The following is a 22,287-nucleotide window of genomic DNA, read 5'->3' as shown; positions in this document are numbered from 1 at the left end:
CTGATGGCAGGGTGTTTCAGATCGCGCGGGCGCGACCTTCCCAATGCGGGTCACGCAGCTTCCTCTTGAATATCTTGCCGCTGTCTTCCCGCGGCAGTGAGCTGTGAAATTCGATCGACTTGGGAACCTTGTAGTTTGTCAGCCGCGCCGTCAGAAAATCGCGGATAGCGTCGGCATTCTTCGCCACACCATCCTTCAATTGTACCGCAGCGACCAGTGTCTCGCCGAGATCGTCGTCGGGAATTCCATAGACAGCGCAGTCACGAACATCATCATTCGTCAGCAGAACGGATTCGATTTCGGCCGGATAGATGTTTACGCCGCCAGAGATCACCATGTCGCGCTTTCGGTCGCACAGGAACAGGAAACCCTCGTCGTTCACATAACCGACGTCGCCTAAAGTGATCATGCCATCCCGCTCGACTTCACGGCGCTGCTCGTCGCGGCCGACATAGGTAAAATCACCATAGGCGGGGTTGCGCGCGTAGATTTCGCCGACCTCGCCTGCCGCAAGCGGCTTGCCGTCGTCCCCCAATATGGCATAGCGCGTGCCTTCGAGCGGAAGGCCGACGGTGCCCGGATAGCGCAGCCAATCCTGCGAGCGGCAGAAAAAGGTGCAGCCCTGTTCGGTGCCGCCATAAACTTCGTTGATGACCGGCCCCCACCATTCGATCATCTGCCGCTTTATTTCAGGCGGGCAAGGGCCGCCCGTATGAGTCACGGAGACCAGCGACGAGACATTGTAGCGGTCGCGCACCTCCTGCGGCAGCTTCAACAACCGGACGAAGGCGGTCGGCACAAGAGCCACATGGGTAATCTTATGCTCGTCGATAATTTTCAAAACGCCTTCTCCATCAAATTTCGGCTGAAGAACCGCAATCTCGGCCTCCGCCACAGCCGCACGCCCACTGGCATCCGGCATCGCATGATAGAGCGGGCCAAGAACGAGCGCGCGGGTGCCGGGGCCTATGCCGAAAATCATGCGCTGAAACTTGACGAACTGCGTCAGTTCCTCGGGCTTCATGGCCGGCTTGCGTACTGCCTTGGGACGGCCTGTCGTTCCCGACGTGTAGAGAACGGCTCCACGCGGCGCACGCGGCGCCTCGGTCCATGGAGAAAACCCTTCCAGCCACTCCGACCAGACCTTGGCACCAGGGAAAATGCGTTTCGCCTCCGCGGTCGCTTCGCATTCCGAAACAGATTTCCCTTCGACGGGAACGAGGAAGACGTTGATGTCGCCGGGGATCGCGTCCCTGATACCCAGCAGTATGTCGGAATGGGCGACGATGACCTTGGGCTTTGAATCGCCAATCACATAGGCGATCTCGTCGCTCTTGTTGTGCCAGTTGAGCGGCACTGCATAGACACCGATGGTAGCGGCACCTCGGCTCGCCTCGAAAAAGGAAAAGTCGTTGCGCATGAGGATGGCGACGGCATCCTGCTCGCCGAGGCCCAGTTCATGAAAGCCCCGCGACGCCTTCAGCCCTTTCTCGAAGAGCGCTTCGCGACTGACAATACGGTCGCCGATGACGATGACGTCCTTCAGCATCACAACCTCCCTTTGACGTGCCCGAGACTTGCGGAATATCTGACTAAACCGCTCCTTCACCGAGCCTGTTCGGTTCATAGCATCGACGCGGAGTGATGCCGTCCCTGCACAGGGGGATATGCCCGGTGGCGGATGTCACATCTCATGCATCATCGGCGAAATACTCTTCGGCGAGCGACAGAGTGCGTTCAGCTATCACGCAAGAGTTTCGCGGAGGCGTTCCAAAGCCAATGCGCATGAAGCCGTTAGACACGAAGAAAGAAATGCGATGAGCGATAGCTGGATAGGTCATGACATCAAGGATGGGATCGGCATCCTGACCATCAGGCGACCTGAGGTCATGAACGCGGTATCACCGGCACTGGTGGCAGTCATCGAGCGCGCATTCAAGACTCTTACCGCGAGTGATAGCGGCGTGCGATGCATTGTCATCACAGGCGAAGGCCGCGCATTCTGTGCGGGTGCCGATCTCTCCGAAGACAGCGGCAATGACGTGCCCGCCGAGCAGGCCGGTTCTGTGCTCCAGCGCGTCTATCATCCTTTCCTGCGTCAACTGCGCGACAGCGACATCCCTATCATCACCGCCGTGAACGGCGCTGCAGTAGGCGCGGGCATGAGCTTTGCCATGATGGGCGACATAATAACCTGCGCGCGTTCAGCCTATTTCCTGCAGGCTTTCCGCCGCATCGGGCTCGTGCCGGATTGCGGCTCGACCTGGCTGCTGCCCAGACAGATCGGCGGCGCGCGGGCACGCGAGCTATCGCTTCTCGGCGAAAAGCTCGGCGCTGAGAAGGCGCTCGAATGGGGTCTGGTCAACCGCGTGTTCGACGACGAGAAGCTTATGCCCGAGACGCTGGCAATCGCTAGGCAGATCGCCGATGGGCCGCTTGGCGCGCAGGGCAAGATCCGGCGTCTCTATTGGGAGACGACTGGTAATTCCTTCGAGGAACAGCTCGACCTTGAAGACCGTTTCCAGCTCGTTGCGAGTACCGGACCGGAATTCGCGGAAGGAGTTTCTGCCTTCCGCGAGAAGCGCGCTGCCGACTATCGCAAGGTCTGACCTACTCCCCGATTGTGACCACTAATTCCATCACTTTTCCCATCAGGAGCGTTGCTTTGTCCATAAATGGTAAGGCCTATATTGCCGGAGCCTTCGAGCATCCCACACGCAAAGCGACCGGCAAGACCATCCCTCAGCTTCACGCCGAGATGGCCGCCGGTGCACTGGCCGACGCCGGGCTGACCAGCCGGGATATCGACGGCTTTTTCTGCGCCAGCGACGCACCGGGCATGGGTGGTTTGAACATGGCCGAGTATCTTGGCCTGAGGCCCCGCTATGTCGACAACACGGATACCGGTGGTTCGTCGTATATACTTGCCGTCGGCCACGCTGCGCAGGCGATAGCGGCGGGCAAATGTTCAGTCGCCCTCATCACACTGGCCGGGATGCCGCGCACCGGGCCTGGACCCGCGGGTGAAGGGGCCTTCTTCAACGACCCTATTGTTCCGGAGGTGCCCTACGAACTGCCCTTCCGGCACACCATCGCCAATCTGTATGGCATGTGCGCGATGCGTCACATGTACGAATTTGGCACAACCAGCGAGCAACTTGCCTGGGTCAAGGTGGCAGCGTCCCATCATGCACAGCACAACCCTCATGCAATGTTGCGCGATGTGGTGACGGTGGAAGACGTGCTCAACTCTCCTATGGTGGCCGATCCACTTCACCGCCTCGATTGCTGCGTGATCAGCGATGGCGGCGGCGCACTCATCGTGGTCTCACCGGAAGTTGCCAGGACCCTCAACCGGCCGCTCATCAAGGTCCGGGGTGCTGGCGAAGCCATCAAGCACCTCAATGGCGGGCGCAGCGATCTTACATTTTCGGGCGGCGTCTGGTCAGGGCCGGCAGCCTTCTCGGAAGCGGGTGTCAAACCCTCAGACATCAAATATGCGTCCATCTATGACAGTTTCACCATCACTGTGCTGATGACGCTCGAAGATTTGGGCTTCTGCGAGAAAGGTCAGGGCGGCCGGTTCGTTGCCGATGGCAACCTGATCTCGGGCATCGGCAAATTGCCCTTCAACACCGACGGCGGCGGTTTGTGCAGCAATCATCCGGCCAACAGGGGCGGCATGACGAAAGTGATCGAGGCCGTCCGTCAGCTTCGCGGTGAAGCACACCCGAAGGTGCAGGTGGCGAATTGCGACCTCGCGCTGGCTCACGGAACCGGCGGATATCTCGGATCGCGCCATGGCAGCGCGACACTCATCCTGGAAAGGGTCTGAACCATGACTTTGAACAAAAGTGACACGGCCCCCGATCGAGATAGCGCACCGCAATGGCGTTCGACCAACGGCAAGTTGCTGATCCAAAAATGCGAGGAGTGCGGGGATGCCTTCTATTACCCGCGCGTCGTTTGCCCCTTTTGCCTAAGCTCAAATGTGCAGTGGGTGGAATGTTCAGGCAACGGGCGCATCTATTCCTACAGCGTCACACGTCGCGGCGATCCTTATGCGATTGCCTTCGTCACCCTCGACGAAGGCCCGAAGATGATGACCAACATCGTCGATTGCCCGGTCGATAAAATCGCCATCGACCAACAGGTTTCCGTCGTCTTTCGCGATCTTGAAGGCGTTCCAACGCCAATGTTCCGGCCAAGCGCTGCGCTTTAGAAGGCGATTCCACAACCGGGACACCAACTTTGTCCCTCAAGGGGGGATTGAGCGAGAGGGACCGTTTCGGCTCATCTGCCAGCAAGATGCGGCACGCCCGGCGCTGTCGCGGATCAAAATTTGAACAGTAGATATGAATGGAGAATGACGTGACAACAAGGCTGGACGGTAAGGTGGCGGTCGTTACGGGCGCCGGATCAGGTCTCGGTCGGCAGCACGCATTGCTGCTTGCCAAGCAGGGCGCGAAAGTCGTGGTCAACGACCTCGGCGGCAGCGTCAATGGCGTGGGTGGCGACAGCGCCGCTGCAGACAAAGTGGTTGCCGAGATCAAGGCTGCCGGCGGCGACGCGGTGCCAAACTACGAAAGCGTGGCAACGCAGGAAAGCGCTGAAAAGATCATCAAGTCCGCCGTGGATGCGTTCGGCAAGATAGACATTCTGGTCAACAACGCCGGCATCCTCAGGGACAAATCCTTCGGAAAATCGGATCTTAAGGATTTTTCGGAAGTTTTTCAGGTTCATTACTGGGGCACCGTCTACTGCACCAAGGCTGCCTGGAACCTGATGAACGAGCAGAAATACGGACGCGTCATCTTCACGACCTCGATTGCCGGAACTAGCGGCAATTTTGGCCAGTCAAACTATGGCTCGGCAAAGGCCGGCATGCTTGGCCTGATGAATTGCCTCGCCATCGAGGGGCGGAAGAACAATGTGCTTGTGAACGCCATCTCGCCGGGTGCGCTTACCCGGATGACCGGCAATCTCGGCATCGACGAAAGCTTCATGAAAAAGCTCGACCCGGCCTTTGTTTCTCCAGCCGTCGCTTGGCTCGCCAGCGAACGCTGCGACGTCACGGCCACGATCATCACGGCCGCAGCCGGTGGTTTTGGCCGTTTGCACTATTTCGAGACGAAGGGCGTTCAGTTCGATCCGTCGAAGCCGATTACGGTCGATATGTTCGATCAGCAGTTCGACAAGATCAACGACCTTTCGACTGCTGACCCGTCGACGGCCGGCACGGAGGGAAAGACGCAAGAGCGGCTGGATACGCTGAGCGCCTAGGGTGCCGAGCTTGGTCAAAAAGATTGTAGCTGGTCATGCCGGCTACGGCTCATCCCAGTAACGCCACGATACGTCTAACGGGAGATTGACATGGATCTTGCGCTCAGTGCGGAAGACAAAGCTTTCCGCCAAGAAGTCAGGGCGTTCATCCGCGAAAATCTGCCGGCGGATATCGCGGATACGGCCCGCCGGATGTTTCACACTCATCCCGAAGACATGCTGCGCTGGACCAAGATCCTTCATCAAAAAGGCTGGTCCGCGCCTTCGTGGCCGAAGAAGTACGGCGGAACCGGCTGGAGCGCCGTTCAGCGTTATATTTTCGACGAAGAATACTGCATGGCCGACGGTCCTCTGCCGCTGATGGCGGGTCATGGCGTCACGATGGTCGGCCCGGTGATCTACACTTTCGGCAGCGACGAGCAGAAGGCCCGCTATCTTCCACGAATACTCACCGGCGACGATTACTGGTGCCAGGGTTTTTCCGAGCCCGGTTCAGGGTCTGACCTTGCCTCGCTCAAAACCAGGGCAGTTGTCGATGGTGACGAGTACATCATCAACGGCCAGAAGATCTGGACCAGTCTGGCGCACAACGCCAATATGATTTTCTGCCTCGCACGAACGGACACCACCGTGAAGCCACAACAGGGCATCTCGTTCCTGGTGTTTCCGGTGGATACGCCCGGCATCACCATTCGCCCTATAATTTCGATCGATCGAGGTCATAGCCTCAATGAAACATTCTTCGAGAATGTTCGGGTTCCGCGTTCGAGCCTTGTGGGCGAGGAAGGCAAGGGCTGGACCTACGCCAAATTCCTTCTCGGGCATGAACGCTTCACCATCGCCGAGATCGCACGCTCCAAGCGGCGCCTGCAACGACTTCGCCAGATCGCCCGCGAGACGCCCGTCGGGCAAGGCACCTTGCTTGACGATCCTTCATTTCAGGAGAAAGCAACCGCAATTGAGATCGATCTGGTAATGCTCGAGCAGATGGGTCTGCGGATTGCCTGGGAAATGGACCAGGGTATCGACAACATGCTTTCGGCCAGCATCCTGAAGCTGCGCGGTTCGCAAATCATACAGGCCGTCACGGAATTGTCGATCGAAGCCATGGGCTATTCCGGCCTCGCCTATGAAAGCCTGCAGGACGGCTCGATGTTCTCGCCATCCGCACCGGATATCGCTCAGGGCAAGATGGAGGAATTCCTCTTCCTGCGCGCAGCAACGATCTATGGCGGCTCTACCGAGACGCAGCAGAACATTCTCGCCAAGATGATTTACGCAGGCGCCTGAACAGGGAGACAACAATCATGGACTACCGGTTCAGCGAAGAGCAAAGCATGCTCAAAGACAGCCTCCAGGGTTGGCTTGGGCGGAATTATCAGTTCGACCAATGGCGTCGGCTCATAGCACGCAAGCCTCCCCATTCCGAAGAAAACTGGAAGAGTTTCGCCAGTATGGGCTGGCTTGGCATCACGATACCGGAAGCCCATGGCGGGCTCGGATTCGGCGCGATCGACCAGATGATCATCGGCGAGGCTTTCGGCTCTCATCTCGTCACCGAGCCATACCTCTCGTCGATCGTGTTTGGTAGCAATCTCATTCTCGAAGCCGGAACCGAGGTGCAGAAAGCGGAATGGCTTCCGCGCATCGCGGAAGGCACCGCCAGGCTGGCTTTCGCCTTTGCCGAGAAGCAATCGCGCTTCTCACTCAACACCGTCGCCACGCACGCTCAGAAAACATCGAATGGATACACCATCTCGGGCGAGAAGATTCTCGTGCTCGATGCGCCAAGCGCCGACAAGCTGATCGTTCTGGCACGGACGGGTGGCGATACGACGGACAAGACTGGACTCAGCCTGTTTCTGGTCGACCCGAAGAACCCCGGCGTGTCGATCCGCGCGTATTCAACCGTCGATGACCGGCAGGCCGCCGACATCATCTTCGACAATGTGGTCGCAGAGGCGCTGATAGGATCGGAAGGCGATGCCCTTCTGGCAGTCGAGGCCGTGACCGACCGCGCAATTGCCTATCTATGCGCGGAAGGCGTTGGCGCCATGCAGGCGCTCATCGAGGCAACGCTCGCCTATGTAAAGGTCCGCAAGCAGTTCGGGCAGGCGATCGGCGATTTCCAAATCATCCAGCACCGTATCGTCGATCTTAGGGTGCAACTGGAATGTTCTCGCGCGATGACACTTTATGCGGCCGTTTCGGCAACCGCGGACGCCAATGAGCGCGCCCGCGCCGCTTCGGCTGCCAAGGTGCAGGTTGGTCGCTCGGCACGCATCGTCGGCCGCAACGCCATTCAGCTTCACGGAGGCATCGGCATGACGAACGAGCTTTCCATTGGCCACTATTTCAAGCGACTGCTCATGGTCGAAACGATGCTCGGCGACATAGATTTTCATCAGAAGCGCTTCGCAAGCTTGCCATCCGAACTGGCTTGACCGCCCCACAAGAGCAGTAGCGCCGGCGAGAGCATCGGACCGAAAAGTGGATCCGGTTTTCGGAATATTCCGATGCTCATTCAAAGTGTTATATCGTCTTTTGTGCGTCCGAATGGACGCATGGCGATCTAAGAATAATCGGGCTCTTGCCACCACGGAAAAAAGTCCGGCATGTCGCGAGACACGCGGTCGGGAAAATCAGCCTTGCGCTTCTCCAGAAAACTCGCCACCCCTTCGCGCGCATCCGCAGTGCGCCCGCGCGCGTAAACACCACGGCTGTCGAGCCGGTGCGCTGCCATAGGATGGTCCGCACCCGCCATGCGCCAGAGCATCTGCCGTGTCAGCGCGACCGAAACGGGAGACGTGTTGTCCGCAATCTCCTTTGCGTACGCATAGGCAGCCGGCAGCAAATCCTCCGGCGCATGCAGGGAACGCACCAGTCCACCCTCAACCGCCTCCTGTGCACTCAGCATTCGCCCGGTAAGACACCAGTCGAGGGCGCGATCAAGCCCAACGAGCCGCTGCAGGAACCAGGTAGACGCACCTTCCGGCACGATACCTCGACGCGTGAATACGAACCCGAAGCGGGCATCCGTCGTTGCAAAGCGGGCGTCCATGGCGAGCGTCATCGTGACACCGACGCCCACTGCGGCACCGTGGATGGCGGCAATGACAGGTTTGAGGCTGCGATAGAGGCGCAACGTCAATCGCCCTGCTCCGTCGCGGACACGCACGTCGGAATAGTCGACGCTGCCGTCGGCCTGCACCGGCGACCCACCCTGCCCGTCTGCCTGGCTGTCATAGTCGAATGTCTTGTCGCCGGCTGAGAGATCGGCACCCGCACAGAAAAGGCGTCCGTTTCCGGCAAAGACAACCGCACGCACCGCATCATCACCATCAGCTTCATCGAGAGCGGCGATGATCTCGTCTATCATCTCCTCGCTCACCGAATTCAGCTTCTCGGGCCTATTCAGCGTGATCGTCGCGATCTTGTCTTCGACCGAATAGATGATGGTGTCGTAGTGCATCTTGCCTCCAGTACCGGCTCATTGCCATTGGTCTCAGGCAGCGGCCTTGTCTGTTCCTCGCTTCAGCATCAGGGCGTCATAGCGACGGTAGTGGTCGTCTTCGTTGCCGAAGCTCGCCATGATCACAAGCGCTCGCTTGAAATAGTGACCGATCGCCAGCTCATCGGTGATGCCCATGCCTCCGTGAAGCTGCACGGCCTGCTGGCTGACGAATCTAAGTGACTTGTCGGCCTGTATTTTCATTGCCGAAACCGCAGCGGGACGGTCACCATCGTCCTGCAGCGCGAGGGTAGCCATGTAGACCATGGAAAGAGCCTGTTCGAAGTGGATGGCCATGTCGGCAAGCCGATGCTGCAAAACCTGGAAAGAGGCCAGCGGCTGACCGAATTGCTTTCGCTGCTGCAGATAGGTGGTCGTCCGGTCTATCAATTCCCGCATGATTCCGATGGATTCGGCACCAAGCGCCACAATCGCATCGTCGATTGCCGGTTCCAGAAGCGCCAGCCCTTCACCTTCCGAGCCGACCAGAGACAAGGCTGATGCGTTATCGAAGTCGATATTGGAGGCGCGCTGACCGTCGATCGCGACAAAATCTTCACGACTGACGCCTGCAGCCGATGCCGGGATCCGCAGCAGCGTCAAACCTCTTTCCGTCTCCGCAGTAACGAGAAAATGGGTCGCGACCGGGCCACCCAGGACCACCGATTTGCGTCCGCTCACGCAATAGCCGTCTCCGCGCCGCACGGCACGCGTTCGGACATTCGCAAGGCGAAAACGCGTCGATTGCTCGTCATGCGCTAAGGCAATAATCGTCTGACCGGAAATGACCTCCGCGATGAGACCGAGTGCCTTCTCACTACCCCATCGCTTCAATACACTGCCGGCAATCACAGCTGTGGAAAGGTAGGGCTCCGTTACAAGCGCCCTGCCGAACTGCTCCATGATCAGCATGGTCTCGACGGCGCCGCCGCCGAGACCACCGGCTTCGGTTGGAAATGCGGCCCCAAACAGACCTAGGTCGCTCGCAATCCCACGCCACAGAGCTGTCGCGCCCGGTGCAATATCCCGAAATTCACGCCGCCGCCCAGCAAAGTCCCAGTGTTCGGCCAAGTAGCTACTGAGCGTGTCGCGCAGCATCTGTTGTTCTACTGTGAAGTCGAAATCCATTAGGTAAACGTCCCTTCAAGCCAACAGGCTCAGTTCGCCTTGCGCGTCTTGTCCGGCCAGTAAGGGGCACGCAGTTCGCGCTTGAGGATTTTCCCGGAAGGATTGCGCGGAAGAGCATCCAGAAACTCAACGGTTTTCGGACATTTGAACGACGCGATCAGGGACCGCGCGTGTGCAATCAGTTCATCAGCTGTAGCGCGACAGTCCGGCCGCAAGGCGACGAAAGCTTTGACTTCTTCGCCCCATTTTTCCGATGGAACACCCACGACACCGACTTCCAGAACGGATGGATGCTCGGCCATCGCCTGCTCGACCTCGGCGGGATAGATGTTCTCTCCACCCGAGATGATCATGTCCTTGATACGGTCGCGGATATAGAGATAGCCGTCTTCATCCAGATAGCCGGCATCGCCTGAATGATACCAGCCATCCCGGATAACTTCGGCAGTGGCTTCCGGCTTTCCGTAATAGCCTTTCATCACCGAACCGCTGCGCAACAGGATCTCACCGGTCTGGCCGGCCGTCAGTTCACTCCCATTGGCATTGACGACCTTGATTTCCATGTCGCCCAGCGGCTTGCCGCAGGAAGTGAGAAGCTCCGGCCTGTTCAGGTCATGGTCCTCCGGCAGCAGAGTGGTCCCCATCGTTGCCGTTTCGGTCATGCCGAACATCTGGATGAAGCCGCAGCCCAATTCCTTGATACCGCGACGCAGTAGGTCGACCGTAATAGGAGAACCGCCATAGCCGATGATCTTCAGTGCCTGGATATTCCTTCTGTCGAAGGCCGGATCGTTGATGATCTGCTGAATGATGGCCGGCACCAGTCCAGCCTTGGTAATGGGAGCCGACGCCAAAGCCTTCAGGACATAGGCACTGTTGGCCTCGCGGGTGATGAAGTTCGCGGCACCTACATAAGGGGCGTACATGGCCCAGCATGTCCCACCGCTATGGAAAAGCGGTAGAGGTACGAGAACAATATCGTCTTCGCTCCATGCTCCCAGTTCGCCACTTTCAGCATGGCGCGCGGCGTTGAGGACATTGGCGTTCGTCAGCATCGCGCCTTTCGGACGACCGGTCGTACCCGAGGTGTGAAGCTGCAGCACCACGTCATCCGGCTGGCATTTTACATGTGGTTCGGCGTCCGGCTGCCTGTCCCGCCAGCGATCGAATTCCTCGGTCTCGGGAACCTCGCTGCCGATAATCACCACTTTGCGGATTGCAGGCAGTGCAGTCCTTATGCTGTCCAGATATCCGAGGAAATCCACGTCGATGAAAAGAAGCTCGGTGTCGAAGTCGCTCAGGAGAAAAATGATCTCGGGCAGAGCCAACCGCCAGCTGATTGCAGTGAGGACCGTGTTGGACTTGGCGCAGCCCATCATCACCTCGAAATAGCGGGAATCGTTCTTGCCGAGATAGCCAATGCGGGTCTGTGGCCCGCACCCAGCTTCGATCAGACCGTTCGCAATCCTGTTGCTGCGTTTGTTCCATTCCCGGAACGTCAGCGTCTGGCCCTCGAAATAAAGCGCAGGCTTCTCGGGACGACGTGCTGCATGAAAGCCTATGAGGTCAGTCAGAGTGCCGAGCGCGGCACGTTCTGCGGCCTCGGAAGGCCATTCTACGACCGTTGTCATTGTCGTCTCCTCCCAGAGAACGGATGAAGTGGGTCAGGCGATAAGGGCCATGTCGCGTAGCCGGTGAACGCTCAGGCGAAGTAAAGGAAGAGGATGTCGGCGACCAAGGCGGGACGCTCCGCGCCTTCGATCTCGATGGTGATTTCGGAGGTGACGCGCAGGCCGCCCGATGCTTCCTCGACCGACCGGATGACTTCGCTCAGTCTAATTCGAGAATCCACAGGAACCGCATTGAGGAACCGCAGCTTGTTTATGCCGTAGTTGAGCGTACGGGACGAGCGGACCGTATAGATCGTCGGTTGCAGGACCCCGATAATGGACATGACGAGATAGCCATGCGCAATCGTCTTGCCGCCGGGTGCTTCACGCTTTGCTCGTTCGACATCCACGTGAATCCATTGATGATCGCCGGTGGCGTTGGCGAAATCATCGATCATCTTCTGGGTAACAGTAATCCATTCGCCGGGTCCGATGCGTTCGCCAATGACTTTGCCCAACTCGCTCGGGCTCTCGAATACGCGCATTGCCTATAGTCCTCTCGCAATATTGGCTGCTGACATCGTTTCACCTGAAACGCTGGCGATGCCTGGCTGACCAATAGCCTCAGAATGAACCCGTCGTCCGTCCCCGGCACCGGTGACATGGATTTTGGTCCGCGGCGGTGTCTGCTCGACGAGCATGAAAATGTCGAAACCGCTTCGCGGAAGCGCAAGGTCAGCTTTTGATCACCGAACGGGCGATGATGTTGCGCTGGACCTCGTTTGAACCGCCATAGATCGACCGCGCCCGGTCATTAAGGTATTGGGCCGTCGCGCGAACCGCGAATTCCGGCCCAATCGCCGCGGTGTTGCTTCCGGGCGCAAGTGCTTGTCTCTGGTCCGGAATGCCCAGTACGCCGAGCGCATACATTGCAAGCTCGCCTGCCAGTTGCTGCACCTCGGAGCCATGTACTTTCAGGATCGACGCCATGGTGTCGCCGATGCGCTGACCGGCCGCCAAGCTTGCCACCACACGCTTCTCGGTCCAGCTTTGTGCCGTCACCCTTATGTCGATTTCCGCATAGCGGCGGCGGAACGATGGATCGTCCCACAAACATTCTTCATCAAACTCATCGCGTAGGTTCGCGGTCTCTCGTGCTTCGTCGAGAAAGGCGCGAGCCGAAGCTGCGTAGCTTCCGCCTCGCTCGAATTCGAGCAGATATTTGGCAATCGACCATCCCGCATTTTCGTCTCCGATCCGGTTCGACACGGGAACGCGGAGATCGTCGAAGAAGACCTGGTTCACTTCATGCTCTCCTGACATCGAAATAATCGGCCGGATAGAAATACCGGGCGCGTCGAGCGGTGACAGCAGGAAGGTGATGCCTGCCTGCTGTCGGCCTTCCGTCGAGGTTCGAACGAGCATGAATATCCAGTTGGCGTTGTGCGCATGGGTCGTCCATATCTTGGAACCGTTGACGACATAGGCGTCACCGTCACGTATCGCCCGCGTTTTGAGCGAAGATAGATCGGACCCCGATCCAGGCTCCGAAAAACCCTGACACCAGTAATGCTCGCCCGACAGGATGCGCGGCAGGAAGTGCGCTTTCTGCTCCGATGTCCCGAATTGCATGAGCACTGGACCGCAAAGCTGAAGCCCACCAAGGAACATCAACGGCGCCCGGGCGAGCGCGCACTCCTCTTCGAAAATGTGACGCTCCACGACGTCCCATCCCGTGCCGCCATATTCGGCAGGCCAGGCCGGCGCGATCCATCCCTTTTCGAAGAGCGTCCTATGCCACCACATGCCGAGTTCGGGCTCGGCGGCCATGCTGGTCTGCCGCCGCGAACGCGCCTTGATTTCCGGCGTGAGCTTCTCTTTCAGAAACGCGCGCACCTCAGCCTGGAATTCAAGATGTCGCTTAGAGAGGCTTGCGTCCATTATCGTGCGTTCCCTATTGCCGACAGTTGCATCGTCAAGATTCGACTGCGCTATTTCTCGTACGCAGCGGCTCTGACGATCGGCACATAAATGCCATCGTGAAGCTGGGTCAGCGTCGAGGTATTCGACCCCTGATGGTCATCCGGACCCCAGCTCTGCTTCGGATTGCCGAACAGATCCTGATAGTCCTTGATGCTCTCCATTCCCGTAATGAAAGTATCGAGAGTGAGGTCCTTGCCCGCCGCATCGAACGCCTTCGCCAGAACGTCGATGCTGAGATATCCGAGATTGTCGAGCGCATGAGGATCGGTTTTATAGAGCGCCTTGTACTTGTCGTACCAGGCTTGATACTCCGGCGAACGTTCACCGGGTTCGGGAACATAGTTGCCCGTCACCGCGTAAAGGCCCTCGGTCGCATTGTTGGCGGCTTCCTGAATGACACGATGGTATGAGGACGAAGCACCGATGAAGTCGACATTCCAGCCGACGCGTCGTGCCGAGGTGTAGGCCAGAACCGTGTCTCGAGCGAGCGAACCGAGAACCACCACGTCGCAGTCCGCCTTGCGCAGATTGAGTATCTGCGTACCAAGATCCGTATCGGTCGGTTTGTATTTCTCGCTGGCGACGACCTTCAGATCGTGTTTGGCCAGCTCGTCCGTCGTTCCGTCGACGATCTCCTTGCCGAAATCGGTATCAAGGTGAAGTAGGCAGAACTTGCTGCGCTGCTTGTTGTCGACAAGCCATTTGATACCGGAGCGTATCTGGTCATAGTCGCCGGCATGGAGCACGAACTTCAGGCGATCCAACGGCTCCCACATGCTGCGAGACTGAGCGAGCGGAAACATGTTCGGCACGTTTGCCTTCTGCAATATCGGCATTGCCGCGTTGTTCTGTGCCACGCCGATGGCGCCGATGACGAGGAAAACGCCATCCCGGTTGACCAGCTTGTTCACCGCCTGGACGGCGCGCGGCACCTGATATTGATGATCCTCGACGATCAGCCGGATCTTTCGACCGTGGACGCCGCCCGCCTCGTTGATCTCGTTGATCCTCATCTGCATGCCGTTGACATTACTCGTGCCAGCGAATGCCGCCGGGCCGCTGAGGTCGGTATGCGTGCCGATCAGGATTTCCGTATCCGTTATCCCGCGTGTCTTTTCCTGCGCCTGCGCAGCCGGCGAGGCCACCAGAACCATGGCGAGCAAGGCCGCCATCCTAAGATTTCCCATTGTGTCCTCCCTGTTGGTATTGATGTTACGCAGATGCCTGTCGATCGACCGTTCTCAAGCCGGTTCAGCGACTGTTCTCATCGGTGACGGGCCATGAAGGTCATGGATCAGCGACCTGAAACTCTCCGCAACCTCCGCCCGATCGAGCCTCACACCCTTGGCGATCTCGCGGTCGTCCGGTGCGAACGTCCGGTCTATGATGCGGAAATCCAGGATTGCATCGGTTGGCGCCAGAGACCGGTTCACATTGTCGATCTCGCCCCGGATCAGTTGTTGAACTTCCGGTACGGCGCAAAGGGATGCGAAGTTCGTGAACGGCGCATTTAGGGTCTGCGCGTAATGCGCCACGCTCTCATGATCCGGAAGCACGAGGCATCCCAGTGCCGACCTGCCCTCTCCGATCAACATCGCAGCCGCTATATAAGGGCTCGCCCGAAGCTTTGCTTCAATCCTTGCAGGAGCGATGGTCCGGTCGCTTTTCAGCGTGATCATGTCATCGAGGCGGCCGATGATCGTCATAGACCCCTCCCCGTCGATCTCGCCGGCATCGCCGGTGTGCAGCCACCCTTTCTCGAGACAAGCGCCATCGTTCAAATACCCCATGAAAACATGAGGGCCATGAACGAGGATTTCGCCGTCGCTGCTCAGTTTCATCTCGGTACCTGGCAGGCTTTGCTCCAGTCGCCCGGCCGCGACGGATTGCGACGACGGCAGAGCTGCCAGACCCGAGCTTTCCGCAAGTCCGTAAACCGGCCGAAAATCAAGTCCGAGGGCTGCGAACCAGGAGAATATCTCGTCGGCCAGGACACCGGTGCCGACGAGCAGGTGCCTCGCTTCCGCCAATCCGTACTGTCGCTTGACGTTCTTCAGGACGAGAAGATCGGCTACACGGAATATCAGCTCTTGCAGGATTGATGGCTTTTTTCCTGCAGCACGCTCCCGCGCCCTCCGGGCACCCGCCGCGAATGCGCTGCGATAAGCCCAGCGCCCCAAGGCCGTGGCCTCCTCCATCTTGATGGTGTGGCGCGAGAAGACCCGCTCCCACAACCGTGGCGTGGCGAACAGATGCGTCGGCTTTACTTCCTGCAGATTCTCGTCGACGGTGTTGGCGCTCTCGACAAAATTGACCACCGCACCCGACTGCATGGGAAGCAATGTCGTCAGGACTCGCTCCGTAACGTTCGCAAGCGGAAGAAGGTTGAGCTGCATATCTTGTGAAGACTGCGACCAAAGTGCCGGCCGATTGTGGACCAGGAACATCAATCCGGCGTGGCTGAGCAGCGCACCGCGCGGCGAAGCTGTTCCGTTCTTCAGTGAATATGCAACAACTGCCGGATCATTAGGCCTGCCCGCGGCCAGCTCCCGGTCCCAAAAGTGAGGATGTGTTTTGGCATATTCCCGCCCCAGCCCCAGCAGATCCTGGAAGCTCAGAACCATCGGGTCCCGAAAGCTATGAAGCCCGTCGAAATTAATGACGACGATTTTGCGCAACTCGGGCAAATCGTCTCGAATTTCGAGGACCTTCTGCAACTGCTCGGCATTTTCCACAATGCAGATGCCAGTCCGGCTGTCGGCCAGCACTTCGCGAACACGGACATGACCATCGGTGGCGTGAATGGCGTTGCTGATCGCTCCGATCGCGCGGATACCCTGGTCGGCAAAAAGCCATTCCGGGTTTCCGTCGGAGAGAATGGAGACAACGTCGCCGCGTCCCGCATCGAGCGATGCGAGCCCAAGCCCGGCCTGCTGCGCCAGCTCTCCATATTCGCGCCACGACGTTGGCTTCCATATACCGCGGTGCTTGCGGCGCAGCGCCACCTGATCGCCGCGCTCTGCAACCTTGCGCCAGAAATATTGGGAGGTGGTGTCGCCTTCCGAGATTACATCGTCATTGGCATTCACACCCGCACTGAACCCGTCGTTTCGGTTTTCGCTTTTCATTGCCACGTCTTCCGCCTCTTAAGCCGAATATCCGCATGGACGTTTTCGGGAGCCGCGCCGAGATAGAATTCCCGCACGTCTTCCTTTTCCATGAGCCGCTCGCAGCTGTCCTCCATCACCACGCGTCCGAGTTCGAGGACATAGCCGTAGTGTGCCGCCTTGAGGGCGGTGCCGGCGTTCTGCTCGACCACAAGGATCGGCAGCTTCTGCTCGCCATTGATGCGTACGATGAGCTCGAAAATTTCTTTCACGAGCCGAGGTGAGAGGCCGAGCGAAGGTTCGTCCAAAAGCAGGAGCTTGGGCCGCGACATCAGTGCCCTGCCGATCACCAGCATCTGCTGCTCGCCGCCGGACATGGTTCCCGCCGTCCGCTTTTCGAGCCGCTTGACCGCCGGAAGATAGTTGAAGACCATCTCCAGATCGTCTGCGATACCCTTGCGATCGCTGCGTGCATATGCGCCCATCATCAGGTTTTCGCGCGCCGTGAGCAGTGGAAAAACCTCGCGACCTTCCGGCACGTGGGCAATGCCTATGCGCGCGACCGCGTCCGGGTCCATCGACTGGATTGCCTTTCCCTCGAAGATGACAGCGCCCTTACGAGGATCGATGATGCCGGAGATCGTCTTTAGAACCGTCGTCTTGCCAGCACCGTTGGCGCCCAGCACCGTGACGATGGTCGCTTCCGGGACCGACATGCTGATGCCTCGGATCGCGGTGATCGGGCCGTAGGAGCTTTCGATATTGGTAAGCTTCAGAATCGGCTCCGACATCTCAGCCTCCCAGATAAGCGGTGATGACTTCGGGATGGCTCTGCACTTGAGCCGCCGTCCCGATAGTGATCACGCGACCGTAGTTGAGTGCCAGGACCTTGTCGGAGACGCGGTTTACCAGCCCCATATCGTGCTCGACCATCAGGACGGTGATGCCGTAGCGGTCGCGGATGTCGTGGATCCAGAACGCCATCTCCCCTGTCTCTTCGGTGTTCAGCCCGGAGGAGGGTTCGTCGAGTAGGAGAAGCTTGGGCTCGCTGCAGAGAGCACGGGCCAGTTCCACGACCTTGCGGACGCCGTAGGGCAGATTGACGATCATCGAATCCCGGTATTTGTGCAGGTTCAGGAAGTCGATGACTTCTTCCACCTTCTCGCGATGCGCCAGTTCCTCACGGCGCACGCTGCCCAGAAACAGGAGTTCGGCAACCAGGTTGGATCGCGTATGAGCATGCCGCCCAAGCAGAAGGTTCTGCAGCACCGTGGCATGATCGAACAGCTCCAGATTCTGGAATGTTCGCGCGATGCCGAGACCAGCAATCGAATGGGCCGGAAGGTTGGTTATGTCTCGCCCTTCGAATGTCAGCGTTCCGGCGCTGGTGTCATAGAGCCGGCTGATCAGGTTGAACAGCGTGGTCTTGCCGGCGCCGTTCGGGCCGATGATGGTGAAGACTGTTCCCGGTTCTATGTCGAACGTCACGCCATCGACCGCCGATATCCGGCCAAACTTTATGGCGACGTCCCTGGCTTGAAAGATCGCCATCTACCGCTCCGACTTGGTGTAGCTTTTCTGACGCGAGAAGGCCGCCTTCTTGTGCATCGGAAAAACCGAGAAATAGTGTTTGATTTTGAGCCAGCGGCCGTAAATGCCGCGCGGCTCGAAGAGGATGGTCAGCACCAGTAGCAGGCCGAATATCCCCGGCTCGATGCCCGGCTGCCGGGCAACGGAGTCGGGCAGATAGTCGCGCATGATCGCTATGAGCTGGGGAAGCGCACCGACGAAGATGGCGCCAAATATCGCGCCGTGGATCGAGCCCATTCCCCCAACCACCACCATCAGCAGCAGCTGGATCGAAAACATGATGGTGAAGATGTCCGGTGCCAGATAACCGATGCGATGTGCAAACAGTGCGCCCGCGAACCCGGTCAGCCCGGCCGAAATGGCGAAGGCGGTCGTCTTGTAGCGCGCGAGTCGAACCCCGAGTGCCTGGGCAGCCGTTTCGCTATCACGCAGCGCGATCAAGGCTCGTCCGGTCGGAGAACGCAGAAGGTTCAGCGTCAGGAGGATCGCCAGCACGATCGAAAGCAGACAGATGTAGTAGAAGCCGCCGCCCGATGTGAACGACACGCCCAGGAATTCAGGCGACGCGACAGCAAAGCCCGAGAAGCCGCCGGTCATGCTTTCCCAGCGTACGAAAACGAATTCGACCAGGAAGTTGAAGGCGAATGTCGCCATGGCGAGATAGATGCCGGCGACGCGCAGTGCTGGAAAGCCGACCCCGGCACCGATCAGCGTCGACAAGGCGGTGGCTCCGACGAGCGACACCACAAAGGGCGTTCCCATGCTGAGCAGGATCGCATGCGTGTAGGCGCCAATGCCGAGGAACGCCGCGTGTCCGATCGACACCTGGCCGGCATAACCCGTGAGGATCATCAGACCGATGCCAACAATGCCGAGGATGAAAACGTAGGACACCTCGCCGAGCCAGAAGGTGTCGACCCATAGAGGCATCGAGAGCAGAACCAACGCAAGCAGGCCGTACCAGAACCGGTCGGAACTGCTCTTGAAGAGATCGAGATCCTGACCGTAGTCAGTCTTGTAGGGAAACCGCATATTCAAACCTTTTTCCGGCCGACCGCGCCGAACAGCCCTTGCGGACGCAGCAACAAAACGAGGAGAAGTGTCGCGTAGGCGGCAATGTCCTTCGACCCGTCGATGAAATATGCGCCGGAGACCTGTTCGATCATTCCGATCAGGATTCCGCCGACCAGGGCGCCGGGAATAGACCCAAACCCGCCAAGCACGGCCGCAGCGAAGGCCTTCAGCCCAAGCATGCTCATGGTGTTATCGACGAGCGTAAGCGGCGCGATCAATATGCCTGCCACCGCCGCCACACCGCCCGAGATCGCCCATATCAGCGAGAAGATGCGCTTGACCGGAACACCCATATAGTAGGCGGCGAGCTGGTTCTGCGAAGCAGCTTGCATGGCGACGCCCAGCTTCGAAAACCTGAAGAAAGCCCATAGGATGGAACACAGAACTACCGTTCCGACCACGATCGAAATGGCGACGTGTGAAATGACGACACCACCAACGACCGACACGCCGGAACTGAATGGTGCGGGGAAATTATACGGCTCCGTGCCCCAGATCATTGTTGCGCCGGCGCGGAATATGAAGCCGAGGCCGATCGTCAGCATAACGACGGAAAACTGCGGTTGGCCGATGACACGACGCAGTACTACAGCGTCCAACCCATAGGAAAAAGCAGCCATCACGATGACGGCGAGAATGAACGCAAGCCAATAGCTGAGGCCGAGCGTCAGGATGAACGTCACGGCCACAAAGGCGCCGAGCATCAAGAGATCGCCCTGCGCAAAGTTCACCATCTCCGTTGCTTTGTAGATCAGCACGAAGCCAAGGGCGATCAGGCTGTAGATACAGCCGGTTGCCAATCCATAGACTATCAGCTGCGATAATTCAGTCATTGATTGTTTCCGATTTAAGCGGCGTGGCCGTGATGTTTAGTCGCTAGCTCTGAAACGGATGTCTTGCATCCGGGCTTCCAGAGAACAGCGCGACCCCGCATCACCACGATTGCGGCAAACGAGCGGCCTCGTCTCCCCACATTGCCGGGGGGAGGCGCAGGCGCGTCCGACGACCGCATTGGCGCGGTCGCGGCGCAAAGCTCAGTCGGTGTGCGATATTGGGCCCGCGATCAGCTCGTAGGCTCCGCCTTTTACACGTGTGACGAAGGCGGCATTGGAGCCCTGGTGATTGTCGGCGCTGTAATTTTGTGGCGGGTTGCCGAAGGCATCGTTGTAGTCCTTGATGCTTTCCAGAGCAGCTAGGAAGCTCTCGGTCGTGACATCCTTGCCCGCCTTTTCGAGCGCAATGGCGATCAAGTCTATTCCGATGTAGCTGATCATTGCCGAAACGGTCGGTTCGCTGCCATAAGCTGCCTTGTACTTGTCGAACATCTGCCGACCGGCCTCCGGCATCTCCTCGCGCGGCTTGATCCAGACGCCCGTCGAGGCATAAAGACCATCAGTTCCTCCGTCGGGCACTCCCGAAACAGCAGGATCGTAGGTCGGCGATACCCCGATGAATTCGACATCGGTCCAACCCGCACGCCGGGCGGTGGTGTAGGCGATGATGGCATCTCGTCCCAAGGTGCCAAGGACGACCACCTCGCAACCCGCTTTTCTCAGATTGATCATTTGGGTGCCAAGGTCGGTATCAGTCGGCTTGTGGGTGGATTTTGCCACTATGCTCAGGCCGGCCTTCTTCAACTCTTCCTCAGCACCGGTCACGATATCCTTGCCGAAATCGGTGTCCTGATACTCGGCACAAAACTTCGTCTTCTTCTGGTCAACCATGTATTTTACCGCACCGCCCACCTGATCACGGTAGTCGGCGTTGAACTGGAACTTCAGCTTGTTGACCGGGGACCACATGACCCGTGCCTGCGAAAGCGGAAACAGGCTGGGAATGTTGTTCTGCTCAAGCAAAGGGAACACCGCATTATTCTGCGGCGTGCCGACAGTGCCTATCATCGCGAAAATCTTGTCGCGATTGATCAGCTTGTTTGCGGCCTGGACAGCGCGGGGAACCTGATACTGGGCGTCCTCGACTATCAGACGAAGCTTGCGGCCGTGTATGCCGCCAGCTGCATTGATCTCATCGACGCGCAACTGCATTGCATGCGCACTGGCGAGCCCGTTATTGGCAGCAGGTCCGCTCAGGTCGCCGGCACTTCCGATAATAACTTCGGTATCAGTGACCCCGCGAGTTTGCGCTTGCGAGGCCCCGCTCGACGACAGAGCCAAGGCCAAGGCTGCCAAGGTTGAGGTCAATAAATTTCTTGCTTTCATAATGTCGCTCCTCCCAGCAAACAACGCAGAAATGCGCGTTCCTTTTGAGGGCATTGCGTGATTTGGCCCATCCCCTCCGGAGGGGACCGATTTTAGGAGACCTGTCGTGGTGAACTGCTGTGAAGCCGAGGCGCGTAGCTGAAGCGTTGGCGACGCTTGGGGCAGTAGCGGCCAGCGGTAGAGGAATCTTCCTCCAAGCGGCAGTCGAGGCAGCGCGTGCCCGCGTTTGTCGTTATAGTGATTGCTGAGGCAGGATTTGAACCTATTCTCTCGAATTACAATGCTCCTCTCAAACCACTCCCCACGCGCGAAACCTCCCCCTCCCCCTCCCCGTCATCTCGCGCAATTCGGCTGCTCGCTGATCCTGACCGCTGCCTGCGGTGTCACGCCGATCGCCTTGGCGACCGTTCCGGCCGTGACGAGTGGCCTGGAGAGCACCAGATCGATCAGTTCCGGCAGTTTTGACGACGTCCGCCGGCCCAAAAGTTTGCGCGTCATCGTCTGGCGCGCCAGCATCAGCCGGTCGTGCTCCTTCAGCCCGGCCTCGGCCGCTGCGGCGATGCCGGTGAGAAGCGGCTGCAACCGGGTTTCGCGGTCGCGGTGCCGGCGGCGTTCTACGGGAATGGTCTTTAGCCCAAGATTGAGCGCTGCCAGATGCGCCGCCGTGGTGAGGCCGGCCTGGCGCAGGATCGACGCGGCAAAAAGCCGGCCGAGCCAGGGGGCATGCTGCAGGGTTTTGTTGCAACTGCTGACTGGAAACACAAAGAGGCCTGATCTGAGGC

Annotated in this window: 19 protein-coding genes and 2 pseudogenes; 7 read left to right on the top strand and 14 right to left on the bottom strand. The window is 58.8% G+C overall.

Annotation, left to right across the window (positions count from 1 at the left end):
• Window positions 1-16: 16 nt before the first annotated feature.
• Window positions 17-1,549 carry an AMP-binding protein gene (locus tag G6N74_RS26245; protein ID WP_165120948.1) on the bottom strand — a complete coding sequence of 511 codons (1,533 nt, stop codon included), beginning with the start codon at window positions 1,547-1,549 and terminating at the stop codon, window positions 17-19.
• A 268-nt stretch (window positions 1,550-1,817) separates the two neighbouring features.
• Here G6N74_RS26245 and G6N74_RS26240 point away from each other — a divergent pair, with 268 nt between their 5' ends.
• The 7 genes and pseudogenes from G6N74_RS26240 (at window position 1,818) to G6N74_RS26215 (ending at window position 7,727) form a co-directional block, all read left to right on the top strand.
• Window positions 1,818-2,609, top strand: coding sequence for an enoyl-CoA hydratase/isomerase (locus G6N74_RS26240; protein WP_165120947.1), 792 nt, complete (start codon window positions 1,818-1,820; stop codon window positions 2,607-2,609).
• Window positions 2,610-2,665: 56 nt separating this feature from the next.
• Window positions 2,666-3,835 (top strand): thiolase family protein, encoded by a 1,170-nt coding sequence (locus tag G6N74_RS26235; protein ID WP_165120946.1) that lies wholly within the window; start codon window positions 2,666-2,668, stop codon window positions 3,833-3,835.
• Window positions 3,836-3,838: 3 nt separating this feature from the next.
• Window positions 3,839-3,982: pseudogene (locus G6N74_RS31420) on the top strand (zinc ribbon domain-containing protein); the annotation flags it as partial.
• Between the two features lie 18 nt (window positions 3,983-4,000).
• On the top strand, window positions 4,001-4,222 hold the full coding sequence (locus G6N74_RS31415; RefSeq protein WP_312857921.1) for a Zn-ribbon domain-containing OB-fold protein: 222 nt from the start codon (window positions 4,001-4,003) through the stop codon (window positions 4,220-4,222).
• A gap of 149 nt (window positions 4,223-4,371) precedes the next feature.
• Window positions 4,372-5,283: an SDR family NAD(P)-dependent oxidoreductase gene (locus G6N74_RS26225; protein WP_312857920.1), complete on the top strand. Its 912-nt coding sequence runs from the start codon at window positions 4,372-4,374 to the stop codon at window positions 5,281-5,283.
• A gap of 90 nt (window positions 5,284-5,373) precedes the next feature.
• Window positions 5,374-6,573 carry an acyl-CoA dehydrogenase family protein gene (locus G6N74_RS26220; protein WP_165120943.1) on the top strand — a complete coding sequence of 400 codons (1,200 nt, stop codon included), beginning with the start codon at window positions 5,374-5,376 and terminating at the stop codon, window positions 6,571-6,573.
• A gap of 17 nt (window positions 6,574-6,590) precedes the next feature.
• Window positions 6,591-7,727 (top strand): acyl-CoA dehydrogenase family protein, encoded by a 1,137-nt coding sequence (locus G6N74_RS26215; protein WP_165120942.1) that lies wholly within the window; start codon window positions 6,591-6,593, stop codon window positions 7,725-7,727.
• Between the two features lie 128 nt (window positions 7,728-7,855).
• On the opposite strand, the gene G6N74_RS26210 is transcribed toward G6N74_RS26215, so the two are convergent.
• The 13 genes and pseudogenes from G6N74_RS26210 to G6N74_RS26150 form a co-directional block, all read right to left on the bottom strand.
• Window positions 7,856-8,755, bottom strand: a complete 900-nt coding sequence (locus tag G6N74_RS26210) for a crotonase/enoyl-CoA hydratase family protein (protein WP_165120941.1) — start codon at window positions 8,753-8,755, stop codon at window positions 7,856-7,858.
• 33 nt (window positions 8,756-8,788) lie between these two features.
• Window positions 8,789-9,922, bottom strand: a complete 1,134-nt coding sequence (locus tag G6N74_RS26205; protein ID WP_165120940.1) for an acyl-CoA dehydrogenase family protein — start codon at window positions 9,920-9,922, stop codon at window positions 8,789-8,791.
• 29 nt (window positions 9,923-9,951) lie between these two features.
• On the bottom strand, window positions 9,952-11,553 hold the full coding sequence (locus tag G6N74_RS26200; protein WP_165120939.1) for a long-chain-fatty-acid--CoA ligase: 1,602 nt from the start codon (window positions 11,551-11,553) through the stop codon (window positions 9,952-9,954).
• A gap of 71 nt (window positions 11,554-11,624) precedes the next feature.
• The gene (locus G6N74_RS26195; RefSeq protein ID WP_165120938.1) at window positions 11,625-12,077 is read right to left on the bottom strand and encodes a MaoC family dehydratase; all 453 of its coding nucleotides are present in this window, start codon (window positions 12,075-12,077) and stop codon (window positions 11,625-11,627) included.
• Window positions 12,078-12,267: 190 nt separating this feature from the next.
• Entirely contained in the window at window positions 12,268-13,473 is a 1,206-nt protein-coding gene (locus G6N74_RS26190) for an acyl-CoA dehydrogenase family protein (RefSeq protein WP_165120937.1), read from the bottom strand.
• A 50-nt stretch (window positions 13,474-13,523) separates the two neighbouring features.
• Window positions 13,524-14,702 (bottom strand): ABC transporter substrate-binding protein, encoded by a 1,179-nt coding sequence (locus tag G6N74_RS26185; RefSeq protein ID WP_165120936.1) that lies wholly within the window; start codon window positions 14,700-14,702, stop codon window positions 13,524-13,526.
• 54 nt (window positions 14,703-14,756) lie between these two features.
• Window positions 14,757-16,643, bottom strand: a complete 1,887-nt coding sequence (locus G6N74_RS26180; protein ID WP_165120935.1) for an AMP-dependent synthetase/ligase — start codon at window positions 16,641-16,643, stop codon at window positions 14,757-14,759.
• Window positions 16,640-17,413, bottom strand: coding sequence for an ABC transporter ATP-binding protein (locus tag G6N74_RS26175; protein ID WP_165120934.1), 774 nt, complete (start codon window positions 17,411-17,413; stop codon window positions 16,640-16,642). The genes G6N74_RS26180 and G6N74_RS26175 overlap by 4 nt, the downstream gene beginning before the upstream one ends.
• A 1-nt stretch (window position 17,414) precedes the next feature.
• On the bottom strand, window positions 17,415-18,173 hold the full coding sequence (locus tag G6N74_RS26170) for an ABC transporter ATP-binding protein (RefSeq protein ID WP_165120933.1): 759 nt from the start codon (window positions 18,171-18,173) through the stop codon (window positions 17,415-17,417).
• Window positions 18,174-19,244, bottom strand: a complete 1,071-nt coding sequence (locus G6N74_RS26165; RefSeq protein WP_165121025.1) for a branched-chain amino acid ABC transporter permease — start codon at window positions 19,242-19,244, stop codon at window positions 18,174-18,176.
• A gap of 2 nt (window positions 19,245-19,246) precedes the next feature.
• Entirely contained in the window at window positions 19,247-20,119 is an 873-nt protein-coding gene (locus tag G6N74_RS26160; RefSeq protein ID WP_165120932.1) for a branched-chain amino acid ABC transporter permease, read from the bottom strand.
• A gap of 201 nt (window positions 20,120-20,320) precedes the next feature.
• Entirely contained in the window at window positions 20,321-21,505 is a 1,185-nt protein-coding gene (locus G6N74_RS26155) for an ABC transporter substrate-binding protein (protein ID WP_165120931.1), read from the bottom strand.
• A 289-nt stretch (window positions 21,506-21,794) separates the two neighbouring features.
• Window positions 21,795-22,287 (bottom strand): annotated as a pseudogene (locus G6N74_RS26150) (DUF1612 domain-containing protein); the annotation flags it as partial.

The sequence above is a fragment of the Mesorhizobium zhangyense genome (assembly GCF_011045115.1).
In the GTDB taxonomy this organism is placed as follows: Bacteria; Pseudomonadota; Alphaproteobacteria; order Rhizobiales; family Rhizobiaceae; genus Mesorhizobium_M; species Mesorhizobium_M zhangyense.
Note: the sequence above shows the minus strand (reverse complement) of the source record. Positions and strands in the feature narration are given on the sequence as shown.

Coding starts and splice junctions, on each gene's coding strand:
- G6N74_RS26245 (WP_165120948.1), bottom strand. CDS start 1,549: ATGCTGAAGGACGTCATCGTCATCGGCGACCGTATTGTCAGTCGCGAA.
- G6N74_RS26240 (WP_165120947.1), top strand. CDS start 1,818: ATGAGCGATAGCTGGATAGGTCATGACATCAAGGATGGGATCGGCATC.
- G6N74_RS26220 (WP_165120943.1), top strand. CDS start 5,374: ATGGATCTTGCGCTCAGTGCGGAAGACAAAGCTTTCCGCCAAGAAGTC.
- G6N74_RS26215 (WP_165120942.1), top strand. CDS start 6,591: ATGGACTACCGGTTCAGCGAAGAGCAAAGCATGCTCAAAGACAGCCTC.
- G6N74_RS26210 (WP_165120941.1), bottom strand. CDS start 8,755: ATGCACTACGACACCATCATCTATTCGGTCGAAGACAAGATCGCGACG.
- G6N74_RS26205 (WP_165120940.1), bottom strand. CDS start 9,922: ATGGATTTCGACTTCACAGTAGAACAACAGATGCTGCGCGACACGCTC.
- G6N74_RS26200 (WP_165120939.1), bottom strand. CDS start 11,553: ATGACAACGGTCGTAGAATGGCCTTCCGAGGCCGCAGAACGTGCCGCG.
- G6N74_RS26195 (WP_165120938.1), bottom strand. CDS start 12,077: ATGCGCGTATTCGAGAGCCCGAGCGAGTTGGGCAAAGTCATTGGCGAA.
- G6N74_RS26190 (WP_165120937.1), bottom strand. CDS start 13,473: ATGGACGCAAGCCTCTCTAAGCGACATCTTGAATTCCAGGCTGAGGTG.
- G6N74_RS26185 (WP_165120936.1), bottom strand. CDS start 14,702: ATGGGAAATCTTAGGATGGCGGCCTTGCTCGCCATGGTTCTGGTGGCC.
- G6N74_RS26180 (WP_165120935.1), bottom strand. CDS start 16,643: ATGAAAAGCGAAAACCGAAACGACGGGTTCAGTGCGGGTGTGAATGCC.
- G6N74_RS26175 (WP_165120934.1), bottom strand. CDS start 17,413: ATGTCGGAGCCGATTCTGAAGCTTACCAATATCGAAAGCTCCTACGGC.
- G6N74_RS26170 (WP_165120933.1), bottom strand. CDS start 18,173: ATGGCGATCTTTCAAGCCAGGGACGTCGCCATAAAGTTTGGCCGGATA.
- G6N74_RS26165 (WP_165121025.1), bottom strand. CDS start 19,244: ATGCGGTTTCCCTACAAGACTGACTACGGTCAGGATCTCGATCTCTTC.
- G6N74_RS26160 (WP_165120932.1), bottom strand. CDS start 20,119: ATGACTGAATTATCGCAGCTGATAGTCTATGGATTGGCAACCGGCTGT.
- G6N74_RS26155 (WP_165120931.1), bottom strand. CDS start 21,505: ATGAAAGCAAGAAATTTATTGACCTCAACCTTGGCAGCCTTGGCCTTG.